This is a genomic window from Micromonospora sp. NPDC047521 (assembly GCF_055587305.1).
Window position 1 is genome coordinate 25,767 of record NZ_JBVJGN010000026.1, and the last position, 23,414, is coordinate 49,180.

A 23,414-nucleotide genomic window follows, 5' to 3' on the forward strand; every position below is an offset into this window, starting at 1 on the left:
GGCCGGCCGGGCCTCGACGGGCTTCATCCGCCACGGGTGAGGGGCGCTCACCCGCACGGCCCGCACGATCGGCTCAGGACCGGAGTTCTTCCGAGGCACGCGGAAGGAAGGTCGTCATGAAGCGGATCGTCGAGATCGTCCCCGCACGACCCGGCTGGTACGCGCGCTGGCAGCTCACGCCCGATGCCACCAGGTGCTACCCGGTGAGCCTGTGGGCGCTGGTGGAGGAGTCCGACGGGTCCGGCCGTGAGGTGGTGGGCATGGACTGCATCGGCCAGTGGCCCGGCGCGGACGACAACGAGGCGGGTGCGGAGTTCGTCCGCTACCTGTACCAGACGCCCGATTCGGGCGTTCCGGAGGACGCCGACGCGACGCCGCTCGGCGCGCTCCGCGACGACGGACCCCGGCTCCAGCCCATGACGGCTCCCTAGACATTCCTCCGGCCCCCGACCCCAGGTCCCAGGGTCGGGGGCCACCCCCCCCGACCGGGGGCGGCCGGTTCAGCCGATGGAGCGGAGGTCGGCGTCGGTCGTGACGTGGTCGATGGCGAGCAGCTCGGTCAGGCCGGTGCGGTCGAGCATCTGCCGCAGCTGTGGGCTGACCCCTGTCAACCGGATCGTTCCGGCGGCGCGGTGCACCACAAGCAGCGCGCTGAGCCCGGAGGAGTCGCAGAGGCTCACCCCGGTCAGGTCGATGAGCAGCCGCTCGTCGCCCGTGCCGCTCAGCTGCGCCGCTGCCGTGATCAGCTCGGGTGCGGTGTCGTAGTCGAGCTCGCCGGTCAGCCGCAGCTGGACGTGCCCGGCGTCGGGCCGGGTCACCTCGATGGTCAGCAGCTGGTCGGGCATTCCACCATGTTCCCAGTCCCGGGCCCGAACGCAAAGCCGGGGGACCGACACGTGGCCCGCGTCGCGGTGCGTCCGTGAACGCTCAGCCGGTCGCCGCGGGTCGTTGCTCGCCCGGTCGCGCCTGGGCGGGCCTGGTCAGCAGCCCCGCCACCCCTGTGATGTCGAGGATGGAGGCCAGGAACGCGGGGACGGCCCGTAGCCGGACCGTGGTGCCGACCTCCCGGCCCTCCCGCCAGGCGTGCACGATCACGGCGAGGCCGGTGCTGTCGATGAAGTGCAGGTCGCCGAAGTCCAGTACCAGGGTCCGTGGCGCGTCGGCGAGCACCCGGTCGACCTCGTCGCGCAACGGCGCGCACGTCGCGTACGCCAGCTCGCCGACGACCCGGATCAGAGGCCCGTCGGGGTCGGACAGATCGACGGATGTTGTCAGCGGTGTGGCCTCGGGTCGTCGCCCTGGGGATAGCACGTTCACGCCCTTCCACCGGTGCCGCTCGGGCCGGTTCGGAAAGGATCGTAACAACGCCCCGTGAGGTCCGCCGGGTACGCGGTCCGGGCCCGCCGAGCTGCCGCGAGGTGCCGCTTTCGGCATGCCGGCGTAGGGTGGTCGGGAGACAGGTGATCCCAGACGCCGGTCCCCGCGTGGGTCCGGTGGACCACGAGGAGTGAGGCTCAGCTGGTGACTGCTTCCGACGTCAGGGGCTTCGACCCGGGCGACGGACGGATTTCCACGCCGAGTGTCACCCGGGCGTTGGTGTTCTCCGCCGACGCCGCGCCCCAGCCCGCGGTTCTGCCTCCGTTGGCTCCCGACCGGGATCGGGCCGAGCCCGACTGGTCCGAGGTCGTCGAGCACTTCCGCGAGGGTCTGGTGATCTGTGACGCCGACGGCGTCGTGCGGCACGTCAGCCCGGTGGCCGAGCGGCTGCTGCCCGAGGTGGTCCCCGGCGAGCAGCTCACCGCCGCCGGTGTGGCCGGCCTGAGCGACGACAGCCCGGCGCGTTTCATCCACGGCGGCCGTCAGCTCACCGCCCGCCGGGTGTCCCTGTCCGGCGGCCGGTGCTGCTGGTACGTGGAGGACGTCACCGAGAGCGCGAGCCGCGCCGACGCGCTGCTGGCCGAGCGGGCCCGGTCGGCCTTCCTGGCCGTGGTGGGCGACAAGCTGGGCAATCCGCTTCATCCGGATCGGGCCGCCGCCGCGGTCGTCCGTCTCGCCGTGCCGACCCTGGCGGAGGTGGCCGTGCTGGTGCTCGCGCCGCGGGCAGGTCGGGCCCGCTGGTGGCGCGCGTCCCGCGGCGACGACGAGACACCGCTGGTGGACAGCGGCGTGCTCCCCGGCGCCGACCTGCCGGCGGCCATCGCCGACGGGCTGAGCGGGGTGGAGCCGCACGCGGTGGACTGGCTGGTGGAGCAGGCGGTCGACGCCGGCTGGCTGCCCGGGCTCAGCGGCGCCGAAAGCACCGCCCGGGTCGTTCCGTTGCCGGGCCGGGACGCCCCGGCCGGCGTGCTGCTGGTGGCCCGTCGCAACACCCGCTGGTACGACGAGGACGACGTGCAGCTGGTCCGCGCCTTCGCGGCCCGCGCGGGCGCCGCGTTGACCACCGCGCTGCTCTACCGGGACCAGGCGGAGGTGGCCGACACCCTCCAGGCCAGTCTGCTGCCTGTGGAGCCGGCCGAGGCCGCCGGCGTGCAGTGGGGCACCGCGTACCGGCCGGCGCAGGCGGGGCTGCGCATCGGCGGCGACTTCTACGGGTCGCACCGGCTCCCCGACGGCGGTTCGGTGTTCTTCCTCGGCGACGTGTCCGGCAAGGGTGTCGAGGCGGCCGTCTTCACCGGCCAGCTGCGGCAGTGCCTCCAGGCGCTGCACCGGTTGGAGTCGAATCCGGGCCGACTGCTGCGGCTGCTCAACGACGCCCTGCTGGAGACGACCCAGGCGCACGGTCAGGGCCGGTTCGCCACGATGGTGCTCGGCGTGGCCCGCCCGCACCGCGACGGTGGCCTCACCCTCACCATGGCCGGCGGGGGGCACCTGCCGCCGCTGCTGCTGCGCGCCTCGGGCGAGGTCGAGGTCGTGCCGCTGCGCGGCATGCTGATCGGGGTGGTGCCCGATCCGCGCGTCGGCGAGGTGACCGTCCGGCTGGCCCCCGGAGAAACGTGCCTGCTCTACAGCGACGGGGTGACCGAGGCCCGTGGTGGTCTCCGGGGCGACGAGCAGTTTGGCCAGGAGCGGCTGCTCACCGCCGTGACCGGTTGTCAGCGGATGCCGGCGCCCGCCCTGGCCGAGCGGGTCGAGCAGGTCACCTGCGACTGGCTGGGGCACGGCGACCACGACGACATCGCGGTGCTGGCGTTGCGCGCGGCCGGCCCGGGCGGCCGTAGCGCCCGGCACCTGCACTCGGTGCCCGAGCCGGTAAGCGCCGAACCGCGGAGGGAGACCGACTCGTGAGCGCTCCGACGGCTGCCGTCGACCCGACCGACGCGTACCGCGGCTACCTGGACTGTCTCAGCGACGCCGACGAGTACGCCGCCATCGACGTGGCGATCGCCCTGCTCGACGCGGGCGTGCCCGCCGAACGGGTGCTGCTCGACCTGGTCGCGCCCGCCCAGGCCGAGGTGGGCGAGAGGTGGGCGCGCAACGAGTGGAGCGTGGCGCAGGAGCACGCCGCCACGCACATCAGCGAACGGGTGGTGGCGGCGGTGGCCGCGCACGCCAACCCCCGCCCCACCGGTGGGCGCGTCGTGGTGGCCTGCATGGACGGGGAGTGGCACGCCCTGCCACCCCGGTTGGTCGCCGAGGTGCTGCGGCTGCGCGGCTGGCAGGTGACCTTCCTGGGTGCCAGCGTGCCGGCGGCGCACCTCGTGTCGTACCTGCACCGGCACGACGCGCACGCGGTCGCCCTGGCGTGCGCGCTGCCGATGCGGCTGCCGCACGCCCACCGGATGATCGAGGCGTGCCGCCGCTCGGACGTACCGGTGGTGGTGGGTGGTCGTGGTTTCGGCCCGGACGGGCGGTGGGCCGCCCGGCTCGGCGCGGCGTGGGCCCCGAGCGCGCCCGCGGCGGCCGAGCTGATCGCCGACGAGCGCGCGCTGCGCCGGGTCCCGCCGGCCCAGCTGTCGCACCTGGCCGACGACGAGTACGCGAGTCTGGTCCGCAGGCGGGGCGAGCTGATCGACAGCGCACTCGCCGACCTGCGGGAGCGGGTGCCGGCGGTGGGGGGCTACACGGCCGCCCAGCTCGACTCGACGATCAGCGACCTGGGCCACATCGTGGACTTCCTGGCCGCCGCGCTGTACGTGGACGATCCGTCGCTGTTCACCGACTTCGTCGAGTGGCTGGTGGGGATCCTGGGGAGCCGGGGGGTGCCGGCCGCCGCCGTCGACCTGACCCTGGGGCACTACGCCGCTGTCCTGCGGGACTTCCCGCGTGCGGCGCACACGCTGGCGCTGAGCCGGCCGGGCGCGGCGGCACGGGACTCGCACGCCGTGCGCTGAGGGTCCTACCGGCGACAACCGAGTCGATCACCGCGGCCTGCGGTCGCCGACCTACCTCTGCGTATACTTGCCGCACTGCAAACGTCCCACCGGAGCGGGTGGAGCGAGGGGGAGAACGGTGACGTTCAGCGTCAGGTACGCCGGGCGCGACGGCGGTGGCGCTCGCTTGCAGCTCGCCGGTGAACTGGACCTGAGCACGGCCCCCGAGCTGACCGCCGCGATCGACCGGCTCACCGAGGCGGGCGAGAGCCGGGTGCTGCTCGACCTCGCCGACCTCACGTTCTGCGACTCCACAGGCATGGCCGTGTTCGTCAGGGGGGACAACCGGGCAGCCGCCCAGGGCGGCTGGTTGCGGCTCACCGGCGCCCACGGTCGGGTCGAGCGCGTGTTGCGGGTCACCGGTCTGGCAGACGTGTTGCGCTACGAACCGGACACTGTCGACCCGGCGTCCCGCAGCGCCTCCTGATGGGCTAGATTTTCCCGCCAACACGGTGACCGTCAGGTCCCGTCTCCGTCGACTCGAGGCAGGTAGTGATGGGCGTAGACAGCCCGCAGCCGGTACGCATCCTGGTGGTCGACGACGACCCGGGTGACGTGCTGATGATCGAGGAAGCGCTGGCGGACTCGGACGTCGACAAGGTCATCGACGTGGTCAGCGACGGCGAGGAGGCGATGGAGTTCCTGCGCGCCGAGGGCCGCCACGAGCAGGCGCGACGCCCCGACGTCATCCTGCTGGACCTGAACATGCCCCGGATGGACGGGCGGCAGGTGCTCGGCGCGGTGAAGCAGGACGAGGATCTGCGCACCATCCCCATCGTGGTGCTGACCACCTCGAACGCCGACACCGACATCGTCGGCAGCTACACGCTCCAGGCCAACGCGTACGTCACGAAGCCGATCGACCTGGACGACTTCAACGACGTGGTACGCCGCATCGACGAGTTCTTCGGCCGGGTGGTGGTCCTGCCCAAGCGCCCCTGAGACCGGGGTCGGGCCGTCCGCGCCCTCGGATGCTGAACATTTTTCCCGAACCTCCTCGGCCGCTGCCGGCGCCGTCGAGGATCCAGTGGGGAAGTAACAGCAGCTGCCTGGGGGGCGACAGTATGAGGTTCTCCGTCGTTGAGACCGGTTACGACATGCGGCAGGTGGATGCCTGCCTGGACGAGCTGGGGGTCCGGTTGGCCCGGCTCGCCGCGCGGGCCGAGTGCGCCGCCGGGGCCGCCCGGGAGTGGGACGAGATCCGCGAGGAGGCGGCGTTTCTCAGCGGCCTGCTCCAGCGGCTCGATCTGGGCGACGCCGCGGTGACCCGGCGCAGCCAGGACGTGGTGCGTCGGGAGGCGGCCGAGATCCTGGCCCAGGCCCGCGCCGAGCTGGACGAGGCCCGCGCGGAGGCGCGGCAGGTGCGCGAGCGGGCGTACGCCGAGGCCGTGCAGGCCCGCCGTGAGTTCGAGGCGGCGTTGCACGCCCGACGGCGGCGCGTGGCGCGGGCCGACGAGATCCTCAGCGGGGTGACGGTCGACGGTGAGATGGCCGCCGAGGCGGTGCCCGCCGACACGGCGACGGCGGCGGCCGGCACGGGCGTGCCGGCGACCCGGGTGGCCGCCGGTGGCCTGGGCGCGGAGCAGACCCGGTAGCGCGCTCCTCAGGTCACGCGGTGAGGGCCGCCGCGACGGTGGTGGCCCGCTCCTCGTGCTGGGCGTACGCGTCGGGGTAGGCGGAGATCTGCACCGACTGGGCGGCGGCGGTGACGCTCATGTCCTGCCAGCCGGGGATCTCGTTGAGCGCCGAGTAGAAGGCCCGGGCGGCGTACGACGGGCGCATCAGCTCGGCCACCGTGCCCCAGCCGCTGCTGGGCCGCTGCTGGAACAGGCCGACCGAGTCGTGGTCGGAGCCGCTGCCCTGGTTCGGGTACTGCGCCGACTCGGGCAGCACGTCGCTGGCCAGGTTGTAGAGGTTGCTCTCCTGCATCGCCGTGGCCAGCGCGACCACGAGGGCGCGACGCGGCATCTTCATCTCCAGGCCGACGTCCACGATGATTTTCGCGTTGTCCATCTGGGCCTGGTCGAGGCCGGCGACCGGGCGGGGCCGGCGGGGCTTGACCGGCTTCTTCGGGGCCTTGCGGACGGCGGCGCGGCTGGGGGTGGGCGTCGCCACCGGGCTGGGGGTGACCCGGGCGGGGGCGAGGTCCCGGTCCAGCGAGCGGGAGGCGCGTTCGTCGGCGATGGCGGCGCGGTCGGCGACCGCCTCGGCGAGCGGCTCCACGGGGCGGCTGTCGTCCTCGGCGCCGCGGGCGGTGGCCACGGCGGCCAGGCCGAGGCAGCAGGTGACACCTGTGGCCAGGGCGACCCGGACCGGCGTGGAGCCCAGCAGGCTCCGCCGCGGCGGTTCGGGGGCCCGGTGACGGCCGATCGTCCGTTCGGTTGAGGCGGCGTCGCCCGAGAGGGTGGTCGAGCGCGCGTCGGTCAGCTTCTGGTCGGCGGGGTCGTCGGGATGCACCCGCCGAGGCTAGATAGCTCAGGGCCCGATGCCATCGGCCCTTACGGTGGCATGCGCCACAATTTGCCCGGATCGCGGACACAATAAGGGGCGAAGGCCATAGCAAAGCCCAGAACCTCGCCGATCGGGCCAGACGGTTATTTCCGATTGGCCGTGTGAAGGCGGTCATCCGGTCGAGTCCGCGCGCCGGATCGGGGCCGCACGGCGGCATCACCCGTACGGGTGAGGGCGCCGTGCCGGAACGTCTGGCGCCGACCTGCCCACCCGGAGGGTCAGTGGCGGCCGTTCTCCGCGGGCGTGACGGTCAGCCGATGCCTGGTGTTGTCGCCGCTGGAGAAGGGCCAGAGCCGGTCGGCGTACTCGACCAGGTCCGCGAGCTGGTCCCGGCTGAGACCGGCCGACGAGATCTCGGCGTGCACGTCGGCCCGGTAGCGGCCGTCGTTGTCGCGTCCCAGCTTCGCCTCCGCCCGCACCTGGACCGTGTGCGCCTCGTCGGTGATCTCCCCGGCCACCTCCACCGCCGCGTGGTGCAGGCAGGACGCGAAGGCGGCCGCCAGCAGCTGCTCCGGGGTCAGCCCGGTGCAGTGCGGCGCCAGCGGTGACGCCAGCGCGGTGGAGAGCCCGCCATCGTCGGTGCGTACGTGACCGCCCTCGGCGGTCGCGGTGGCCTCACGCAGCCAGGAACTCTGATCCGGCATCGCGTTTCTCCCGTCGCTCACCGCCCGGCTACCCGGCAGTGGCCCGCCGAAACGCCGCGAGCGCGACGGTCAGCGCGCGTCCCACCCGTCGGTGAGCGCCACGGCCTCGGTGGCCTCCGTCGCCGCGCGCTCGGTCCACGGCGACACCGGAGCCGGTTCGCGGGGGGCCGGCACCAGCATCGGCACGTACACCCGGGCGTCCACGGCCTCGGCGAGCAGCAGCGCGGCGACCAGGCTGGTCGGGCGTCGCGCCGGGTCGTGGGCCAGGCACGAGTGGCACAGCTCCACCACCTCCGGCGGCAGCCCGTCGATCTCGGGCAACCGGTCCGGCGGGCGGCTCCGACGCGCGCCGAGCAGCTCGCTCGTGCTGTCCGCCCGGTACGGCAGGCGGCTGGTGAGGCAGTAGTAGAGCAGCACCCCTAGCGCGTACATGTCCGCCGCCGGGGTGGCCGCCGCGCCGTCGAGCTGCTCGGGCGCCAGGTACGCGGGCGTGCCCATCAGCATTCCCGCCGGCAGCGGGTCCGGTGCGCCGGTGGGGGTGGCGATGCCGAAGTCGAGCACCTTCACGCCGGCCGGGGTGAGCATGACGTTCGCCGGCTTCACGTCCCGGTGCACGATGCCGCTGGCGTGAGCGGCGGCCAGCGCCGCCGCGACCTCGGCACACACCCGGGTGGAGATCCGCCAGTCCAGCGGACCGGCCCGCAGGTGCGCGGCGAGCGTCTCGCCCTCGGCGAGTTCCATGACGATGTACGGCACCGGACGACCGGGCAGTGTGGACGAGGTGCCGAAGTCGTGCACGCTGGCCACGTTGGGGTGCACCAGACGGGCCGCCGAGCGGGCCTCCTCGCGGATCCGCTCCACCGGACCGTGCTGCCCGTCCGGGCCGGGCAGGATCAGCTTCACCGCGACCGGCCGGTCCAGGACCTCGTCGTGGGCCCGCCACACCTCCGACATCCCGCCGACGCCGATGCGCTGTTCGAGCCGGTACCGCCCGCCCAGCGTCCGCATCGATCACTCCTTGCCCCCCGACCCGCCGGCGGCGGGTGCTCCGATCGCGATACCCGGGCTCCGAGCTGGGCAAACCGACGCAGCAGTCGTCGGGGTCGATCCCGCCGTACCTCGCTGCGGGCGCACGGCGGGTGCGGTAGCTTGCGAGCCAGGGCCGGCTCACCGAGCGTGCCGGCACGGTCACCGAGGGGACGCCGCGATGGGCGAGGTCACCGTACGCTTCGTCGACGGGCCCGCGGACGGCCTGGTACGGCAGGTGCCGGCCGGCCCGGACGGCACCCCGCCGCAACGGTGGATCATGCGCCATCCCGACGGCACCGGCCCGAACCAGCCCGGCCCCGACCACCTCTACGAACGCGACAAGCCGGACGGCCTGGGCGGCTGGACCATGCGGTTCGTCCGTACCGACGCGTTCGGGGTGTCCGAGTGAACCGGCCGTGAGGCGCGCCTGCCGCACAGCTGGCGCACAGGCGGCGCAGGGGCGCGGCACAGGCGCTCCGCCCACGATGGGGGCATGGTGATGGACGGGCAGGTCGCGCCGGGCCGGATCGAGCTGCGTCGCCCCGACGGCGAGCCGGTGCGGGTGCTGGTGGTCGACGACGAGGCGACGCTCACCGACTTGCTGTCGATGGCGCTGCGCTACGAGGGCTGGCAGGTACGCAGCGCCGGCAACGGCATGGCCGCGCTGAGCGCCGCGCGGCAGTTCCAACCGGACGCCGTGGTGCTCGACGTGATGCTTCCCGACCTGGACGGCTTCCAGGTGCTGCGCCGGCTGCGCGAGCACGCCCCGACCGTGCCGGTGCTCTTCCTGACCGCGCGCGACGCCGTCGAGGAACGCATCGCCGGCCTGACCGTCGGAGGCGACGACTACGTCACCAAGCCGTTCAGCCTGGAGGAGGTGATCGCCCGGCTGCGCGCGCTGCTGCGCCGCTCCGGCTTCGCGGTCGCCGCCCGGGAGGACGCGGTGCTCACCGTCGGTGACCTGAGCCTCGACGAGGACAGCCACGAGGTACGCCGTGCCGGCCAGCTGATCACCCTCACCGCTACCGAGTTCGAGCTGCTGCGTTACCTGATGCGCAACCCGCGCCGGGTGCTCAGCAAGGCGCAGATCCTCGACCGGGTGTGGAACTACGACTTCGGCGGCCAGGCCAACGTGGTCGAGCTGTACATCTCGTACCTGCGCAAGAAGATCGACGCCGGGCGCGCACCGATGATCCACACGTTGCGCGGCGCGGGTTATGTCCTCAAGCCGGCCGAGTAGCCGCCGCCCGGTGCGCGCCGCCCGCCGGTGGCTGGCCGGCCGGTCCCTGCGTACCCGACTGGTGTTCGCCCTTGTCGCCCTGCTCGCCGTGGTCAGCGTCGTCATCGGCGGGCTGACCACTGTGGCGTTGCGGCACTTCCTGGTCGACCGGCTCGACGCGCAACTCGCGCCCGCGACGGCGATGCGGGGTGACCGTCCGGGGCGGCCGGCCTTCCCGGGCAGCGGTCCGGCCATCCCACCCGGTTCGCCGTCCGGAACGGTGGTCGCGGTGATCACCGACGGCCGGGTGACGAGCGCGCGGACCCTCACCAACAGCCCGTCCAGCGACGACCCGTTCCCCGACGAGCAGGCCGTCCCGGTCGGGGAGGTCGCCGCCCTGGCGGACCTGCCGGTCGGGGCCACGCCGCGCACCGTCGACCTCGGCGCCCGCGGTGACTACCGGGCCGTGGCCCGGCAGTACTGGGACGGCCGGGTACGCGTCGTCGCCATCCCGCTGTCCGGCGTCCAGGAGACCGTCTGGGCGCTTGTCGCCGCGCAGGCCGGGGTGGCCGCCGTCGGGCTGGTCATCGCCGGTGCGGCCGGCGCCTTGATCGTGCGGGCCACGCTGCGCCCGCTGAACCGGGTGGCCACCACCGCGACCCGGGTCACCGAGCTGCCGCTGGACCGGGGCGAGGTGGCCCTCGCGGTCCGCGTTCCGGCCCAGGACACCGACGCGCGTACCGAGGTCGGCCAGGTCGGCGCGGCGCTGAACCGGATGCTGGGCCACGTCGCCGACGCCCTCGCCGCCCGGCAGGCCAGCGAGACCCGGGTACGCCAGTTCGTCGCCGACGCCAGCCACGAGCTGCGTACCCCCCTCGCGGCCATTCGCGGGTACGCCGAGGTGGCCCGGCGTGGCCGCGACGAGGTTCCCGCCGACGTGGCGCACGCGCTGCGTCGCGTCGAGTCCGAGAGCACCCGGATGACCAGTCTCGTCGACGACCTGCTGCTGCTGGCCCGCCTCGACACCGGCCGGCCGCTCGCCGTCGAACCGGTCGACCTGACCGCGTTGGTGATCGACGCGGTAAGCGACGCCCATGTGGCAGGCCCGGAGCACCACTGGCAGCTCGACCTGCCCGACGTGGTGATCCGGGTGCCCGGCGACGCGGCCCGGCTGCACCAGGTGGTGGCGAACCTGCTGGCCAACGCACGCGTGCACACCCCACCCGGCACCACCGTGACGACCACGCTGAGCGTCGACGGGAACGACGCGGTGCTCGCCGTCGCCGACGACGGGCCAGGAGTGCCGGCGGAGCTGCGACCGGCCATGTTCGAACGGTTCGCCAGGGGCGACAGCTCCCGGTCGCGGGAGCACGGCAGCACCGGCCTCGGCCTGGCGATCGTCGCGGCGGTCGTGGAGGCCCACCACGGCACTGTCGCGGTCCACAGCCGCCCGGGACGGACCGTCTTCACCGTCCGGCTGCCCAATCCCACAGCCGACGCATAGACGGCGCACGGCGTCGCACCAGCCCGGCGCCCAAGGCTTGGCGCATGGACAGAACCGAGGCCCTACCGACGACGCCCGCCGACCCGGGCCCGCCGCCAACGGCGACGCGCCCCGCCGAGCCCCCGCCGCCGACGCGCCGCTCACCGGCTTGGACCCGGCCCGCGCTGGCGACCCTTCTGCTCGCCACCGCCGTGCTCTACATCTGGGGCCTGGGCGCCTCCGGCTGGGCCAACTCGTTCTACGCGGCGGCGGTGCAGGCCGGCTCGGTGAGCGCGAAGGCGTTCCTCTACGGCTCGTCGGACGCGGCCAACTCCATCACCGTCGACAAGACACCCGCGTCGCTGTGGCTGATGGCCCTGTCGGTACGCCTGTTCGGGCTCAACAGCTGGGCCATGCTCGTCCCGCAGGCGCTGTGCGGGGTCGCCTCGGTGGGCGTGCTGTACGCGACTGTGAAGCGCTGGTACGGGCCGGTAGCCGGCCTGGTCGCCGGTGCGGTCCTCGCCGTCACCCCGGTGGCGACGCTGATGTTCCGGTTCAACAACCCCGACGCGCTGCTGGTCCTGCTGCTTGTCGCCGGCGCGTACGCCACCGTGCGGGCGGTGGAGACGGCCAGCACCCGGTGGATCGTGCTCGTCGGCGTGCTTGTCGGCTTCGGCTTCCTGACCAAGATGCTCCAGGCGTTCCTCGTGGTGCCCGTCTTCGCCGGGGTCTACCTGCTGGCCGCGCCGACCGGGCTGTGGCGGCGGGTCCGGCAGCTGCTGCTGGCCGCCCTCGCGGTGCTGGTGTCCGCAGGCTGGTGGGTGGCGCTCGTCGAGCTGGTCCCGGCCAGCGCCCGGCCGTACATCGGCGGGTCGCAGGGCAACAGCATCCTGGAGCTGACCCTCGGCTACAACGGCCTCGGCCGGATCACCGGTGACGAGGTCGGCAGCGTCGGCGGCGCAGGTCCCCGGATGGGCGGGGGAGGCGGTGGCCCGTTCTCCGGGCAGACCGGCCTGCTGCGGATGTTCGACGGCGAGATCGGCGGTCAGGTGTCCTGGCTGCTGCCGGCCGCGCTGATCCTGCTCGTCGCCGGGCTGGTGCTGGCCGGGCGGGCGGCGCGTACCGACCGGACGCGTGCCGGGCTGCTGCTCTGGGGCGGTTGGCTGCTGGTCACCGGCCTGATCTTCAGCTTCATGTCCGGGATCTTCCACGCGTACTACACGGTGGCGCTCGCCCCGGCCGTCGGCGCGCTGGTCGGCATCGGCGCGACGCTGCTCTGGCGGCAACGCCGCCCGCGTCCCGCGCCGGACGGCGCCACGGTGCCCGGGTCACGCGCACAGCGGTGGCGTCCACTCGCCGCCACGGTGACGCTCGCCGGCACCCTCGCGGTGACCGTCTGGTGGGCGTGGGTGCTGCTCGGGCGCAGCCCCGACTGGTACCCGTGGCTGCGGGTCGTGGTGCTCGTCGCCGGCCTGCTCGGCGCGGTGCTGCTCCTGCTCGTCACCCGGCTGCCCCGCCGGTTCGTGCCCGTGGTGCTGGGCCTGGGCGTGGCGGCGGCCCTCGCCGGTCCGGCGGCGTACGCGGTCCAGACCGCTGCGACCCCGCACACCGGCTCGATCCCGAGCGCTGGCCCGTCCGTGGCTGGCGCCTTTGGGCGCGGCGGTTTCCCCGGCGGGCGACCGGCCGGGGGCCAGTTCCCCGGCGGGGGCCGGGACGATGGCGGCCGCGATCCGGGGGGCCGCGACGGTGGCCGGATGCCCGGGTTCCCCGGCGGCGGTCAGGTGCCCGGGTTCCCCGGCGGCGGCCAGATGCCCGGCTTCCCCGGGGGCGGCCAGATGCCCGGCTTCCCCGGGGGCGGCCAGATGCCCGGCTCTCCCGGCGGCGGCCAGGGCCGCGAGGCGGCCGGGGGGATGGGCGGGCTGCTCGACGCCCGCGAGCCCAGCGCCGCGCTGCGTGAGCTGCTGGAGCGCGACAGCGACACCTACACCTGGGTGGCGGCGACCATCGGCTCGAACAACGCCTCCGGCTACCAGCTCGCCACCGGCAAGCCGGTGATGCCGATCGGCGGATTCAACGGCAGCGACCCGTCACCGACCCTCGCGCAGTTCCAGCGCCACGTCGCCGACAGGAAGATCCACTACTTCGTCGGTGGCGGTGGCTTCCGGGCCAACGGCGGGAGCTCGGCCTCACAGGAGATCTCCACCTGGGTCCAGGAGACCTTCACACCGCAGACCGTGGACGGGGTCACCGTCTACGACCTGAGCACCGGCGGGGCCGCGTCGTGAGCGCGGTCAGCGGTCCCCGCGCCGCCGTCCGGACCCGCCCCGCCGGCGCCGGCGCCGTGCTGGACGTGGTGATCCCGGTCTACAACGAGGAGACCGACCTCGGACCGTGCGTACGGCGGCTGCACGCCCACCTGAGCGAACACTTCCCGTACCCGTTCCAGATCACCATCGCCGACAACGCAAGCGTCGACGGCACCCTGACCATCGCCGACGGTCTCGCCGGCGAACTGCCCGGCGTCGAGGTGCTGCACCTGGACGCCAAGGGCCGGGGCAGGGCGCTGTCGGCCGCCTGGTCGGCGTCGTCCGCGCCGGTGCTCGCGTACATGGACGTGGACCTGTCCACCGACCTGGCGGCGCTGCTGCCGCTTGTCGCGCCACTGATCTCCGGGCATTCGGACCTGGCGATCGGCACCCGGCTGGCGCGTACCTCCCGGGTGGTGCGCGGGACCAGGCGGGAGGTCATCTCGCGGGCGTACAACCTGCTGCTGCGCGGGGCGTTGGCGGCGCGGTTCTCCGACGCGCAGTGCGGGTTCAAGGCGATCCGCGCCGACGTGGCCGCTCGGCTGCTCCCGCTGGTACGCGACACCGGCTGGTTCTTCGACACCGAACTGCTGGTGCTCGCCCAGCGGGCGGGACTGCGCATCCACGAGGTGCCGGTGGACTGGGTCGACGACCCGGACAGCCGTGTCGACATCGTCGCCACCGCCCTGGCGGACCTGCGCGGCATCGGCCGGCTGGGGCGGGCGTTGCTGACCGGAGGGCTGCCGCTGACCGACCTGCGGGCGCAGCTCGGCCGGGCACCGCTGGCCGCGCCGCCCGCTCGGGTGCCGGCCGGGTTGCCCCGGCAGCTGGTCCGGTTCGCCGCCGTCGGGGTGGCCAGCACGCTCGCGTACCTGCTGCTCTTCGTGGCCACCCGGGGCGCGCTGGGCGCGCAACCGGCGAACCTGCTGGCGCTGCTGGTGACCGCCGTGGCGAACACGGCAGCGAACCGGCGGGTGACGTTCGGCATCAGCGGGCGCCGGCACGCCGGCCGGCACCACGCGCAGGGACTGCTCGCCTTCGGGCTCGGTCTCGCGCTGACCAGCGGCTCGCTGGCCGTGCTGCACGCGGTGTCCGTCTCGCCCGACCGATCGGTGGAGGTGGCGGTGCTGGTGGCCGCGAACCTGGCCGCCACCGTGCTGCGGTTCGTGCTGCTGCGCCTCGGCATGCACCACCGCAGGAGCTGAGACGCCTGCCGTTCACCCGCCCAGCATCTCGGCGAGGGCCTCGACGACGCGTCGCGTGTGACGCCCGTCGGGGTCCTCGTCGACGTTCAGGTCGGTCACGCTCATGCCGAGCAGCCGGTCGGCGCGGGCCAGGGGAGTGACGAGCGCGATCAGGTCGGGCCAGCGCAGCCCGTCCGGTTCGGGATAGGTCACCGCCGGAAGGTCGCGCGGGTCCACCGCGTCCAGGTCGAGGTGCAGCCAGGCCGGCCCGGCTCCGCCGGCGGCCAGCCTGGCACCCACCGCCGCGGCACCCTCGCCGAGCAGTGCGGCGGCGGGCAGCTGGTGGATGGCCTGGTCGATCCGGGACGACTCGACCCGCCCGCTGTCGTCGTCCGCCGGACGGTGCCCGAGCAGGTGGACCCGCCCGGGATCGAGCAGCGGGCCGTCGTACCCGATCGCGGCGGCCGGGCCGTGCCCGGTGACGACCGACAGGTCCATGTCGGCGGCCTCGCCGGTCGGCGACGTCCCGCCGTCGAGGAAGTCCGGATGGGCGTCGACGAACCACAGCTCGGTCGCGGGCGGCAGGGCGCGGCAGATGCCGGGCAGGATGGCGCAGTCCCCGCCGAGCACCAGCGGCCGCCGCCCGTCGGCGATCAACGCCACGATCCGGGACGTGATGGCCGCGCCTGCGCCGACCAGGCCGGCCGCGCCGATCACGCCGCTCGCCGCGTCCCGCACCGGGTCGCGCAACCACGCCTCGTCGACCCGGCCGCCGTCGTCGGCGGCGAGGGCGTCCAGCAGGCCGGCGTCGCGCAGTGCGGCAGGGGCCCGCTCCTCGCCGCGCCCCGCGCCCGAGGAGTCCAGCGGCGCGTCCACGATCGTCCAGCGCACGTTCGCAGCGTACCGGCGGGACGGGCGTCCCGACCCCATTCTGTGCTGAGGCTGGGAGTACGCCGATGTGCCCGCGACGGTGCTGACGATCGGCGTACGGTGGCAGAAGTCCGGCTTTCTGGGTCAAAAGCCTCACCGCTGTACGCCCCGGGACGCCGGCGTCGACACGGGGCGAGGACAAGGAGCGATCGGTGATCCATCTGGCCTACCTGGACGCGGGGTCCGGCAGCCTGATCGTGCAGGCGGTCGTGGGCGGCGTCGCCGGCGTCGCGGTCGCCGCCAAGCTCTACTGGCGGAGACTCGTCGACAGGTTCCGTCGACAGCCCACCGACCAGCGGTGACCCGGTCCGTACCGGCGACGCCGCCCGTACCCACCCGGGTGCGGGCCGAGCCGGCCTCCTTCCGCGACCCGGCCAACCGGGTCTTCCACGTCGGCGACGAGGTGCTGCGCGGGCTGGACACCCGGGCCGCCGACCACTGGCGGGCGCTCACCGCCAGCGCGTTCTTCCCCGCCCTCGTCGCCGCGGGCAAGGTCTGCGCCACCGAGGACGCCCCGCAGGCGCTGGTGCCGGCCGGGCTGCCGTGGGCGGCGGTGCTGCGCCACGAGCGGATCCCGTTCGTCTCCCACCCGTACGAGTGGTCCTTCGCCATGCTGCGTGACGCGGCACTGCTGCACACCGAGATCCTGGGCGCGGCGCTCGCCGACGGCTTCACCACCAAGGACGGCTCCGCCTACAACCTCCAGTGGCACGGCGTGCAGCCGGTCTTCATCGACGTCGGCTCGTTCGAGCCGGTACGCGACGGCGAACCGTGGGCCGGCTACCGGCAGTTCTGCCAGACCGTGCTCTACCCGCTGATGCTCACCGCCCACCTGGGCGTGGACTTCCAGCCGTGGCTGCGCGCCCAGGTCGACGGCATCGAGGCCGAGCAGCTCCGCCCGCTCTTCGGCGGGACCCGCCGGCTGCGCCCAGGCGTGCTGACCCACCTGCACCTGCACGGCGCCATGCAGCACCGCAACGCCGCCGCCAGCACCACCGACGTACGCGCCCAGCTGCGCGCCGCCGGCTTCTCCCGCGAGCTGCTGCTGTCCACGGTGCGTGGCATCGAGAAGCTGCTGCACCGCCTGGAGCGCCGCCCGACCGGCAGCCACTGGGCCGACTACCAGCGCACCTGCGGTTACTCGGCGCAGGACCGGACGGCCAAGGAACAGTTCGTGACCGCCGCGCTGACCGCCGGCACCAGGCCGCGCCTGGTGCTCGACCTGGGTGCCAACGACGGCAGGTACTCCCGGCTGGCCGCCGCGTACGCCGACTACGTGGTCGCCGTCGAGCAGGACCCGGCGGTCGTCGACGACCTGTACCGGGCGCTGCGCGCCGAGGGCCAGCAGCGCGTCCTGCCGCTGGTGCTGGACCTGGCCGACCCGTCACCCGGCGGGGGCTGGCGGGGCGTGGAGCGGGCCGGCTTCGCCGAACGGGCCGACGCCGACGCGGTGCTCGCCCTGGCGGTGGTGCACCACCTGGCGATCGGGCGCAACGTGCCGCTGCCGGAGATCGTCGACTGGCTGGCGGGGCTGACCGCGCAGGGCGGGGCGGTGGTGGTGGAGTTCGTCCATCCCGAGGACCCGATGACCCGGCGGCTGCTCGCCAACAAGCCCGAGGGTCTGTTCCCCGACTACCGGCGGGACGCCTTCGAGGCTCTGCTCGCCGCCCGTGGCCGGATCACCGGGCGTCTGGAACTGCCGTCGGGCACCCGCACCCTCTACCGGGCGGTGATGGGTGGCTGAACCGGCGCTCGGACGGTGGGAGCGGGGCTGGCGCGGTGAGGTGGGCCGCCTGCTGGAGGTCGTGGCGCTGGTCGGGCTGGTGGTCACCCAACCGCTGCTGGACGTGCTGGGCCGCAGCCCCGACTTCTTCCTGTTCCACCGCGCGGACACCGGGCAGATCCTGCTGCTGGTCGCCCTGGTCGCGGTGGTGCCCACCGTGCCGGTGGCGCTGCTCGGCGCACTCGGTCGACTCGCCGGCCGCACCGCCCGCGCCGTCACCCACACCGGGCTGGTCGGGCTGCTGCTGGCCGCCCTTGCCGTACAGGTGGGCCGACACCTGACACCGCTTCGGGGCGTACCCCTGCTGGTGGTGGCCGTGCTCGCCGGCGCGGCCGGCGCGCTCGCGCACCGGCGGTGGCGGGCGCCCGCCCGGGTGCTGCGGCTGGCCGCCGTCGGCCCGGTGGCCTTCGTGGCGCTGTTCCTGTTCGTCTCACCGGCCTCGGCTGTGGTGCTGCCACGCGGCGACGGCGGCGCGGCCGGCACCGCGCAGGGTACGGGCGTGCACCCGCCAGTGGTCATGCTGATCCTGGACGAGCTGCCGCTGGTGAGTCTGCTCGGCGCGGACGGGCGGATCGACGCGGCCCGCTACCCGAACTTCGCCGAGCTGGCCGGCGCCTCGACCTGGTACCGCAACGCCACGGGCGTCAGCGGTTGGACGCCCAACGCGCTGCCGGCGATGCTCACCGGGAAGTACCCGTCGCGGCCTGTCGCCCCGCACTACTCGCAGTACCCGGACAACATCTTCACCGCCTTCGGCGGCCTGTACGACATCCGCGCCGAGGAGAGCATCACCCGGCTCTGCCCGCCCAGCCGCTGCGAGCAGCCGGTCGCCCCGGAGCAGGGCCTCGGCGTGCTGGTCCGCGAGACGGGCAAGCTGCTCGGGCAGGTCGCCGGGCCGACGGAGAGCGCCGTCGACCCGGAGGACTCCTACCGGGAGAGGACCCGCGCCGAGGTGGGCCTGGACGCCGCCGAGCCGGTGCCGGCCGACCCGAAGTTCCGCTGGGACAGCCTCGACGACAACCAGCCCGCCCGCTTCACCAGTTTCCTGGCCGGGCTGAAACCCCAACCCCGGCCCGTGCTGCACTTCCTGCACCTGCTGATGCCGCACTCGCCGTGGGCGTACCTGCCGTCCGGAGCGCGCTACGACGCCCCGGAGGACCTGCCCAACGACGGCGCCGGCTGGATCGACCTGGCCCGGCAACGTCACCTCGCGCAGCTCGGCTACACCGACCGGCTGATCGGCGAGACGCTGCGAACGCTGCGCGCCAGCGGCCTGTACGACCAGGCTCTCGTGGTGGTGACCGCCGACCACGGGGTGAGCTTCCGCCCGGGCGCCCAGGGCCGGGGCATGGACGCGATCAAGGCGGCGGCGGGCGAGGTGGCGTGGGTGCCGATGTTCGTCAAGGAGCCCCGGCAGCAGGCCGGCCGGGTGGACGACCGCAACTGGGAACACGTCGACCTGCTGCCGACGGTCGCCGACGAGGCAGGCATCCGGCTGCCCTGGCGGGTCGACGGCCGCTCCGCCCGGCAGGCCCCGCGCACCGACGGCACGAAGCACTTCTACGACCGGCCCGGTGAGCCGGTCACCTTCCCCGGCGGGGTGCCCGCCCCGCCGCCGCTGCCGGCCCCGCACCCCCTGGTGGGCACCGAGGTCCGGGCCGGCGCGACGGAGGGCAACGCGCGGGTCGCCGACCTGGCCGCGTTCCGGTCGATGGACCCGGACACCGGCACCCTGCCGGCGCTCGTCTGGGGCGACGTGCCCGACCGGATACCGGACGGCACGATGCTCGCGGTGGCGGTGAACGGCAGGATCGGGGCGGTCGTCCCGGTGGTGCCGCCCGACCCCGGTGGTCGCCGGTTCGCCGCGCTGCTCACCGACGACAGGCTGTTCCGGGCCGGCACCAACCAGCTGGACGTCTACCAGGTCGCGCGGGACGGTACGCTGCGACGCCTCGCGCTGTCCTGAACGCGGGTCGCGCACCCGGTCCCGCGTGCCGGGATGGTGGTTTCCCGGCCATCCGGTCGGGAATCGGGTGACGCAGGCCTCACCGCCGAACCACGGCGGGCGTTGTCCCCGGAGCCGCAATTACGGTAGAAGCGAAGGCAATTCAACGTAGATCTGCCGGCGAAGCGAGGAACACATGACGGAAGTCAAGCTCGATCACCCCGGTGGGCAGCTGTCGATGCCGGTACATCCCGCGGTCGAGGGCCCCGCCGGTATCGGGGTGAGCAAGCTGCTGAAGGAAACCGGGATGACGACGTACGACCCCGGTTTCGTCAACACCGCGGCTGCCTCATCCGCGATCACCTACATCGACGGCGACGCGGGGATCCTGCGTTACCGGGGATACCCGATCGAGCAACTGGCCGAGAAGTCCTCCTTCCTGGAGGTCTCGTACCTGCTCATCTACGGTGAGCTGCCGACCGAGCAGCAGTTGACCGAGTTCACCGAGTGGATTCGGCGGCACTCGCTGCTGCACGAGGAGATGCGCCGCTTCTTCGACGGCTTCCCCCGGGACGCCCACCCGATGGCGGTGCTGTCCTCGGCGGTGAGCGCCCTGTCGACCTTCTACCAGGACAGCCTGGACCCGTTCGACTCCGAGCACGTGGAGATCTCCACGGTCCGGCTGATGGCGAAGGTCCCCACCATCGCCTCGTACGCGTACAAGAAGTCCATCGGGCAGCCGCTGCTCTACCCGGACAACTCGCTGGGGTACGTGGACAACCTGCTGCGGATGACCTTCGGCGTGCCGGCGGAGCCGTACGAGGTCGACCCGGTGATGTCGAAGGTGCTGGACATGCTGTTCGTCCTGCACGCCGACCACGAGCAGAACTGCTCTACGTCGACCGTGCGGCTTGTGGGTTCCAGCAACGCCAACCTGTTCGCCTCGGTGTCCGCCGGTGTGAACGCGCTGTTCGGCCCGCTGCACGGCGGCGCCAACCAGGCGGTGTTGGAGATGCTCCAGCAGATCCACGCCGGTGACGACGACGTCCGCTCCTTCGTCCGCAAGGTCAAGGACAAGGAGGACGGCGTCAAGCTGATGGGCTTCGGCCACCGGGTCTACAAGAACTACGACCCGCGGGCGGCGATCGTCAAGAAGGCCGCGCAGGACGTGCTGGGCCGGATGGCCAAGCCGGACCCGCTGCTGGACATCGCCATGGAGCTGGAGGAGATCGCCCTCGCCGACGACTTCTTCGTGTCGCGTCGGCTCTACCCGAACGTGGACTTCTACACCGGCCTGATCTACAAGGCCATGGGCTTCCCCACGAAGATGTTCACGGTGCTGTTCGCGCTCGGCCGGCTGCCCGGCTGGATCGCCCAGTGGCGCGAGATGATCAGCGACCCGGAGACCAAGATCGGCCGTCCGCGGCAGGTCTACGTCGGCTCGGCCGAGCGGGACTACGTCCCCTTCGCCGAGCGCTGACCTCCGCTCCCCGCACCACCCGCACCACCGCATCATCCGCAGGCCGCCGCCCCGATCCGGGCCGGCGGCCTGCGCCGTACCCACCCGCCCTCTCCCGTGGTGGCCCGGGCGCTTCGGCCGGATCTTCCGCTGGGCCTCGCAGAACGGTCTGCGGCCCTTCCGCTGGGCTTTCCGGCTTGCGGGCCGGCCGATCTGCCCGGGCCGGTGGCCCTGCGGGCCGTACCCCGAGTCCCTGGTTCGGCCCCTGTCGAGCTGCCCCACATATGGGCCGGGGCGAGGCGGGGCGTGGCGGAGGCGGGGCGAGGCGTGGCGGAGGCGTGGCCTGGCGGAGGTGGGGCGAGGCGGGCGTGGCGTGGCGGGGGCGTGGCGTGGCGCGTGGTGGGTTTCAAGCGAACGATTTCCGGCCTGCCACGCCGACGGATGGCTTCGCGGGTTGGTCTGGCTGGACTCACCCTTGATCGACTCCAGTTCGCCGATATCGCGGTGTCCACAGCGTTAAGACACCACAAGGTCGGCGAACCGGAGTCGATCAAGGGGTGGTCTCGGCCCCAGGGCTTCTCGGTGACGCTGATCTGTGCTTCGGCGGGGCTGATCCGCGCTTCGGTGACGCTGATTCCCGCTTTTCGCTTCCGGCGGCCCGCCCCATATCTGGGGCAGCTCGACAGGGGACGAACAAGGGACCCAGGGGCCGGGGGACATCGCGCCCGAGAGCGGCGCGGGGTGTGGGGCGCGGCGGACCTTGGGCTCAGAAGGCGGAGATGTCCTGGGTCCGCTCGCTGCGGCTCAGCGCGCCGATCAGCGCCGACTGGCCGTGCCGGCGGACGGCCAGTCGGACCAGCAGGTCGCGTACGGGGTCGAAGACCTCCGCCGGGAACTCCGGCGTGGGCACGCCGACGCTCACCGCGAGGTCGTCGGAGTGCACGACGATCTCCAGTTGGCGCGTGAGCAGGAAGTCGGCGCGGCGCAGGGACCAGCCCTGCCACGGGATCGGTACGACATCGCGGGCGGCACCACGCGCCAGCAGGTCACCGACGACCTCCAGCGCGCGGGTGGAGCTGGTGTGCAGGTCCGCCGGGCCGCGCGCCGCGTCGGCCTCGTCCGGGCCGGCGGCGACCTCGGCCTCGTCCGGGGTGCCCTCGCTGACCCAGGCCGCCCGCTCGTAGTGGCTGTCCGCCGACTCCAGCGTGGGCAGGTCGGTGGCCGCCGGCAGCAGCTCCGCCGCGCGTACCGCCTGGCGCCCCAGGTGGCACGCGAGGCCCCCGACGGACAGGTGCGGCAGGGCGCTCGGGTCCGACCACCGCTCGGTCACCTCGGGCCGCCGGATCAGATCCAGGGCGATCGCGGCGGCGACCGGAAAGGCGGCGTCCAGGGCATCGACAGGGTGAGACATCCGCACATTCTGGCAGCGCGGCGGGCGTCCCGACCGCTCAGGTCGCCGACCGCGGCGCGTCGACACCCGACGCCGGCGGCCCCGCCGATCCCGGTGTCAGCGCAGGCCGGCGGCGGCCAGGAGGTTGCCCTCGGGCAGCGCCGGGAGGGCCCGCCCCTGGGACATGCGCCGCTCGGCCCGCTCGGCGGTGCACGCCGCGTCGGTGGCGATGGCGGCGGCGTAGCTGGCGGCGGTGCGCTGGGCGATCGCCGACCAGCCGTACTGGTCGTGGACCATCCGGCGGGCGCGGCGGGCCATGACGCGGGCGTGGTCGGGGTCGGACAGCAGCGCGTCCACGGCGTCGCCCAGCCCGTCCGGGTCGTGCGGCGCGAAGGTCGTACCAGTCATCCCCGGCTCGATGATCTCCGCGAGGCCGCCTGTCGCGGCCACCGCGAGCGGTGCGCCGGCGGCGGCGCCCTCCAGGGCCACCATGCCGAACGGCTCGTAGATGCTCGGCACCGCGAAGCAGTCGGACGCGGCCATCAGCGCCGGCAGGTCGGTGCCGCCCAGGAAGCCCGGCATGGTGACCATGCCACCGAGGCCACGGCGGTGCACCTCGGCCTCCAGTTCGGCGCGGTACGGCCCGTCGCCGGCGATCACGGCGCGCAGGCCGGGGTGGCGCTCGCGCAGCCGGGGCAGGGCGGCGATCAGGTGCTGCACGCCCTTCTCGTACACGAGACGGCCGGCGAAGGTGACAAGCTTGCCGTCGCCGGCGAACCGGGCGCGGGCGGCGGCCACGGCGCGTGCCGGCACCCGCCAGCGGTGCGGCTCCACGCCGTTGGCGACCACGTCGACCCGTCCGGCAGGTACGCCGAACAGTGCGTTGACCTCGTCGCGCATGTACCCGGAGCAGACGATCACGCGGCCGGACTCACCGCTGAGCCAGTGTTCGACGCCGTGGATGGTGCGGTTCATCTCCTCGGGCAGCCAGCCCTGGTGCCGCCCCGCCTCGGTGGCGTGGATGGTGGTGACCAGCGGGATGTCCAGGTGGTCGCGCAGGGTCATCGCGGTGTGGGCGACGAGCCAGTCGTGGGCGTGGATGACGTCGTACGTGCCGGCTTCGGTGGCGCGCAGGGCGGTGCGGGTGAGGGTGTGGTTGAA

The 23,414-nt window shown here is 73.8% G+C and carries 23 protein-coding genes; 15 read left to right on the forward strand and 8 right to left on the reverse strand.

Annotated features, from left to right (window positions below):
* Positions 1–116: 116 nt before the first annotated feature.
* On the forward strand, positions 117–431 hold the full coding sequence (locus ACZ6N8_RS30670) for a hypothetical protein (protein ID WP_387121203.1): 315 nt from the start codon (positions 117–119) through the stop codon (positions 429–431).
* A 69-nt stretch (positions 432–500) separates the two neighbouring features.
* On the opposite strand, the gene ACZ6N8_RS30675 is transcribed toward ACZ6N8_RS30670, so the two are convergent.
* The gene (locus tag ACZ6N8_RS30675) at positions 501–845 is read right to left on the reverse strand and encodes an STAS domain-containing protein (RefSeq protein WP_466014489.1); all 345 of its coding nucleotides are present in this window, start codon (positions 843–845) and stop codon (positions 501–503) included.
* An 82-nt stretch (positions 846–927) separates the two neighbouring features.
* Positions 928–1,317: an STAS domain-containing protein gene (locus ACZ6N8_RS30680; protein WP_466014491.1), complete on the reverse strand. Its 390-nt coding sequence runs from the start codon at positions 1,315–1,317 to the stop codon at positions 928–930.
* A gap of 204 nt (positions 1,318–1,521) precedes the next feature.
* Between ACZ6N8_RS30680 and ACZ6N8_RS30685 the strand changes: the two genes are divergently transcribed.
* The 5 genes from ACZ6N8_RS30685 to ACZ6N8_RS30705 all read left to right on the forward strand — a co-directional run bounded on the left by ACZ6N8_RS30685 (position 1,522) and on the right by ACZ6N8_RS30705 (position 5,965).
* Complete coding sequence (locus tag ACZ6N8_RS30685; protein ID WP_466014493.1) at positions 1,522–3,285, forward strand: SpoIIE family protein phosphatase; 1,764 nt, start codon at positions 1,522–1,524, stop codon at positions 3,283–3,285.
* A complete protein-coding gene (locus ACZ6N8_RS30690) occupies positions 3,282–4,331 on the forward strand; it encodes a cobalamin B12-binding domain-containing protein (RefSeq protein ID WP_466014495.1) in 1,050 nt (349 codons plus the stop codon). Before ACZ6N8_RS30685 ends, ACZ6N8_RS30690 begins: the two co-directional genes overlap by 4 nt.
* A 118-nt stretch (positions 4,332–4,449) precedes the next feature.
* Positions 4,450–4,797 (forward strand): STAS domain-containing protein, encoded by a 348-nt coding sequence (locus tag ACZ6N8_RS30695; protein ID WP_466014497.1) that lies wholly within the window; start codon positions 4,450–4,452, stop codon positions 4,795–4,797.
* 68 nt (positions 4,798–4,865) lie between these two features.
* Entirely contained in the window at positions 4,866–5,312 is a 447-nt protein-coding gene (locus tag ACZ6N8_RS30700; RefSeq protein ID WP_139582652.1) for a response regulator, read from the forward strand.
* A 122-nt stretch (positions 5,313–5,434) separates the two neighbouring features.
* A complete protein-coding gene (locus ACZ6N8_RS30705) occupies positions 5,435–5,965 on the forward strand; it encodes an ATPase (RefSeq protein ID WP_466014499.1) in 531 nt (176 codons plus the stop codon).
* Between the two features lie 13 nt (positions 5,966–5,978).
* On the opposite strand, the gene ACZ6N8_RS30710 is transcribed toward ACZ6N8_RS30705, so the two are convergent.
* The 3 genes from ACZ6N8_RS30710 to ACZ6N8_RS30720 form a co-directional block, all read right to left on the reverse strand.
* A complete protein-coding gene (locus ACZ6N8_RS30710) occupies positions 5,979–6,827 on the reverse strand; it encodes a hypothetical protein (RefSeq protein ID WP_466014501.1) in 849 nt (282 codons plus the stop codon).
* Between the two features lie 272 nt (positions 6,828–7,099).
* Positions 7,100–7,525: an OsmC family protein gene (locus tag ACZ6N8_RS30715; protein ID WP_354823038.1), complete on the reverse strand. Its 426-nt coding sequence runs from the start codon at positions 7,523–7,525 to the stop codon at positions 7,100–7,102.
* Positions 7,526–7,594: 69 nt separating this feature from the next.
* Positions 7,595–8,533, reverse strand: coding sequence for a serine/threonine-protein kinase (locus tag ACZ6N8_RS30720; protein ID WP_466014503.1), 939 nt, complete (start codon positions 8,531–8,533; stop codon positions 7,595–7,597).
* 199 nt (positions 8,534–8,732) lie between these two features.
* Here ACZ6N8_RS30720 and ACZ6N8_RS30725 point away from each other — a divergent pair, with 199 nt between their 5' ends.
* The 5 genes from ACZ6N8_RS30725 (at position 8,733) to ACZ6N8_RS30745 (ending at position 14,767) form a co-directional block, all read left to right on the forward strand.
* Complete coding sequence (locus tag ACZ6N8_RS30725; protein WP_466014504.1) at positions 8,733–8,963, forward strand: hypothetical protein; 231 nt, start codon at positions 8,733–8,735, stop codon at positions 8,961–8,963.
* An 84-nt stretch (positions 8,964–9,047) separates the two neighbouring features.
* On the forward strand, positions 9,048–9,794 hold the full coding sequence (locus ACZ6N8_RS30730; protein ID WP_357992322.1) for a response regulator transcription factor: 747 nt from the start codon (positions 9,048–9,050) through the stop codon (positions 9,792–9,794).
* A gap of 31 nt (positions 9,795–9,825) precedes the next feature.
* Positions 9,826–11,277, forward strand: a complete 1,452-nt coding sequence (locus ACZ6N8_RS30735; protein ID WP_466014521.1) for a sensor histidine kinase — start codon at positions 9,826–9,828, stop codon at positions 11,275–11,277.
* Between the two features lie 44 nt (positions 11,278–11,321).
* Positions 11,322–13,541 (forward strand): glycosyltransferase family 39 protein, encoded by a 2,220-nt coding sequence (locus ACZ6N8_RS30740; protein ID WP_466014506.1) that lies wholly within the window; start codon positions 11,322–11,324, stop codon positions 13,539–13,541.
* Positions 13,538–14,767, forward strand: coding sequence for a bifunctional glycosyltransferase family 2/GtrA family protein (locus ACZ6N8_RS30745; RefSeq protein ID WP_466014508.1), 1,230 nt, complete (start codon positions 13,538–13,540; stop codon positions 14,765–14,767). The genes ACZ6N8_RS30740 and ACZ6N8_RS30745 overlap by 4 nt, the downstream gene beginning before the upstream one ends.
* A 12-nt stretch (positions 14,768–14,779) precedes the next feature.
* Here the strand turns inward: ACZ6N8_RS30745 and ACZ6N8_RS30750 are convergent, their stop codons facing one another.
* Entirely contained in the window at positions 14,780–15,637 is an 858-nt protein-coding gene (locus tag ACZ6N8_RS30750) for an arginase family protein (RefSeq protein ID WP_466014510.1), read from the reverse strand.
* Between the two features lie 191 nt (positions 15,638–15,828).
* On the opposite strand from ACZ6N8_RS30750, the gene ACZ6N8_RS30755 reads away from it, so the two are divergent.
* From ACZ6N8_RS30755 to ACZ6N8_RS30770, 4 genes are all read left to right on the forward strand, one after another.
* Positions 15,829–15,978: a hypothetical protein gene (locus tag ACZ6N8_RS30755; protein ID WP_167517342.1), complete on the forward strand. Its 150-nt coding sequence runs from the start codon at positions 15,829–15,831 to the stop codon at positions 15,976–15,978.
* Positions 15,979–16,016: 38 nt separating this feature from the next.
* Entirely contained in the window at positions 16,017–17,420 is a 1,404-nt protein-coding gene (locus ACZ6N8_RS30760) for a methyltransferase (RefSeq protein ID WP_466014522.1), read from the forward strand.
* Positions 17,413–19,425, forward strand: a complete 2,013-nt coding sequence (locus ACZ6N8_RS30765; RefSeq protein WP_466014512.1) for a sulfatase-like hydrolase/transferase — start codon at positions 17,413–17,415, stop codon at positions 19,423–19,425. Before ACZ6N8_RS30760 ends, ACZ6N8_RS30765 begins: the two co-directional genes overlap by 8 nt.
* Before the next feature lie 175 nt (positions 19,426–19,600).
* Complete coding sequence (locus ACZ6N8_RS30770) at positions 19,601–20,884, forward strand: citrate synthase (protein ID WP_466014513.1); 1,284 nt, start codon at positions 19,601–19,603, stop codon at positions 20,882–20,884.
* A gap of 745 nt (positions 20,885–21,629) precedes the next feature.
* Here ACZ6N8_RS30770 and ACZ6N8_RS30775 read toward each other — a convergent pair.
* The gene (locus tag ACZ6N8_RS30775) at positions 21,630–22,274 is read right to left on the reverse strand and encodes a maleylpyruvate isomerase N-terminal domain-containing protein (protein WP_466014515.1); all 645 of its coding nucleotides are present in this window, start codon (positions 22,272–22,274) and stop codon (positions 21,630–21,632) included.
* 96 nt (positions 22,275–22,370) lie between these two features.
* Positions 22,371–23,414: glycosyltransferase family 4 protein (locus tag ACZ6N8_RS30780; RefSeq protein WP_466014517.1), on the reverse strand; the 1,044-nt coding region annotated here is incomplete at its 5' end.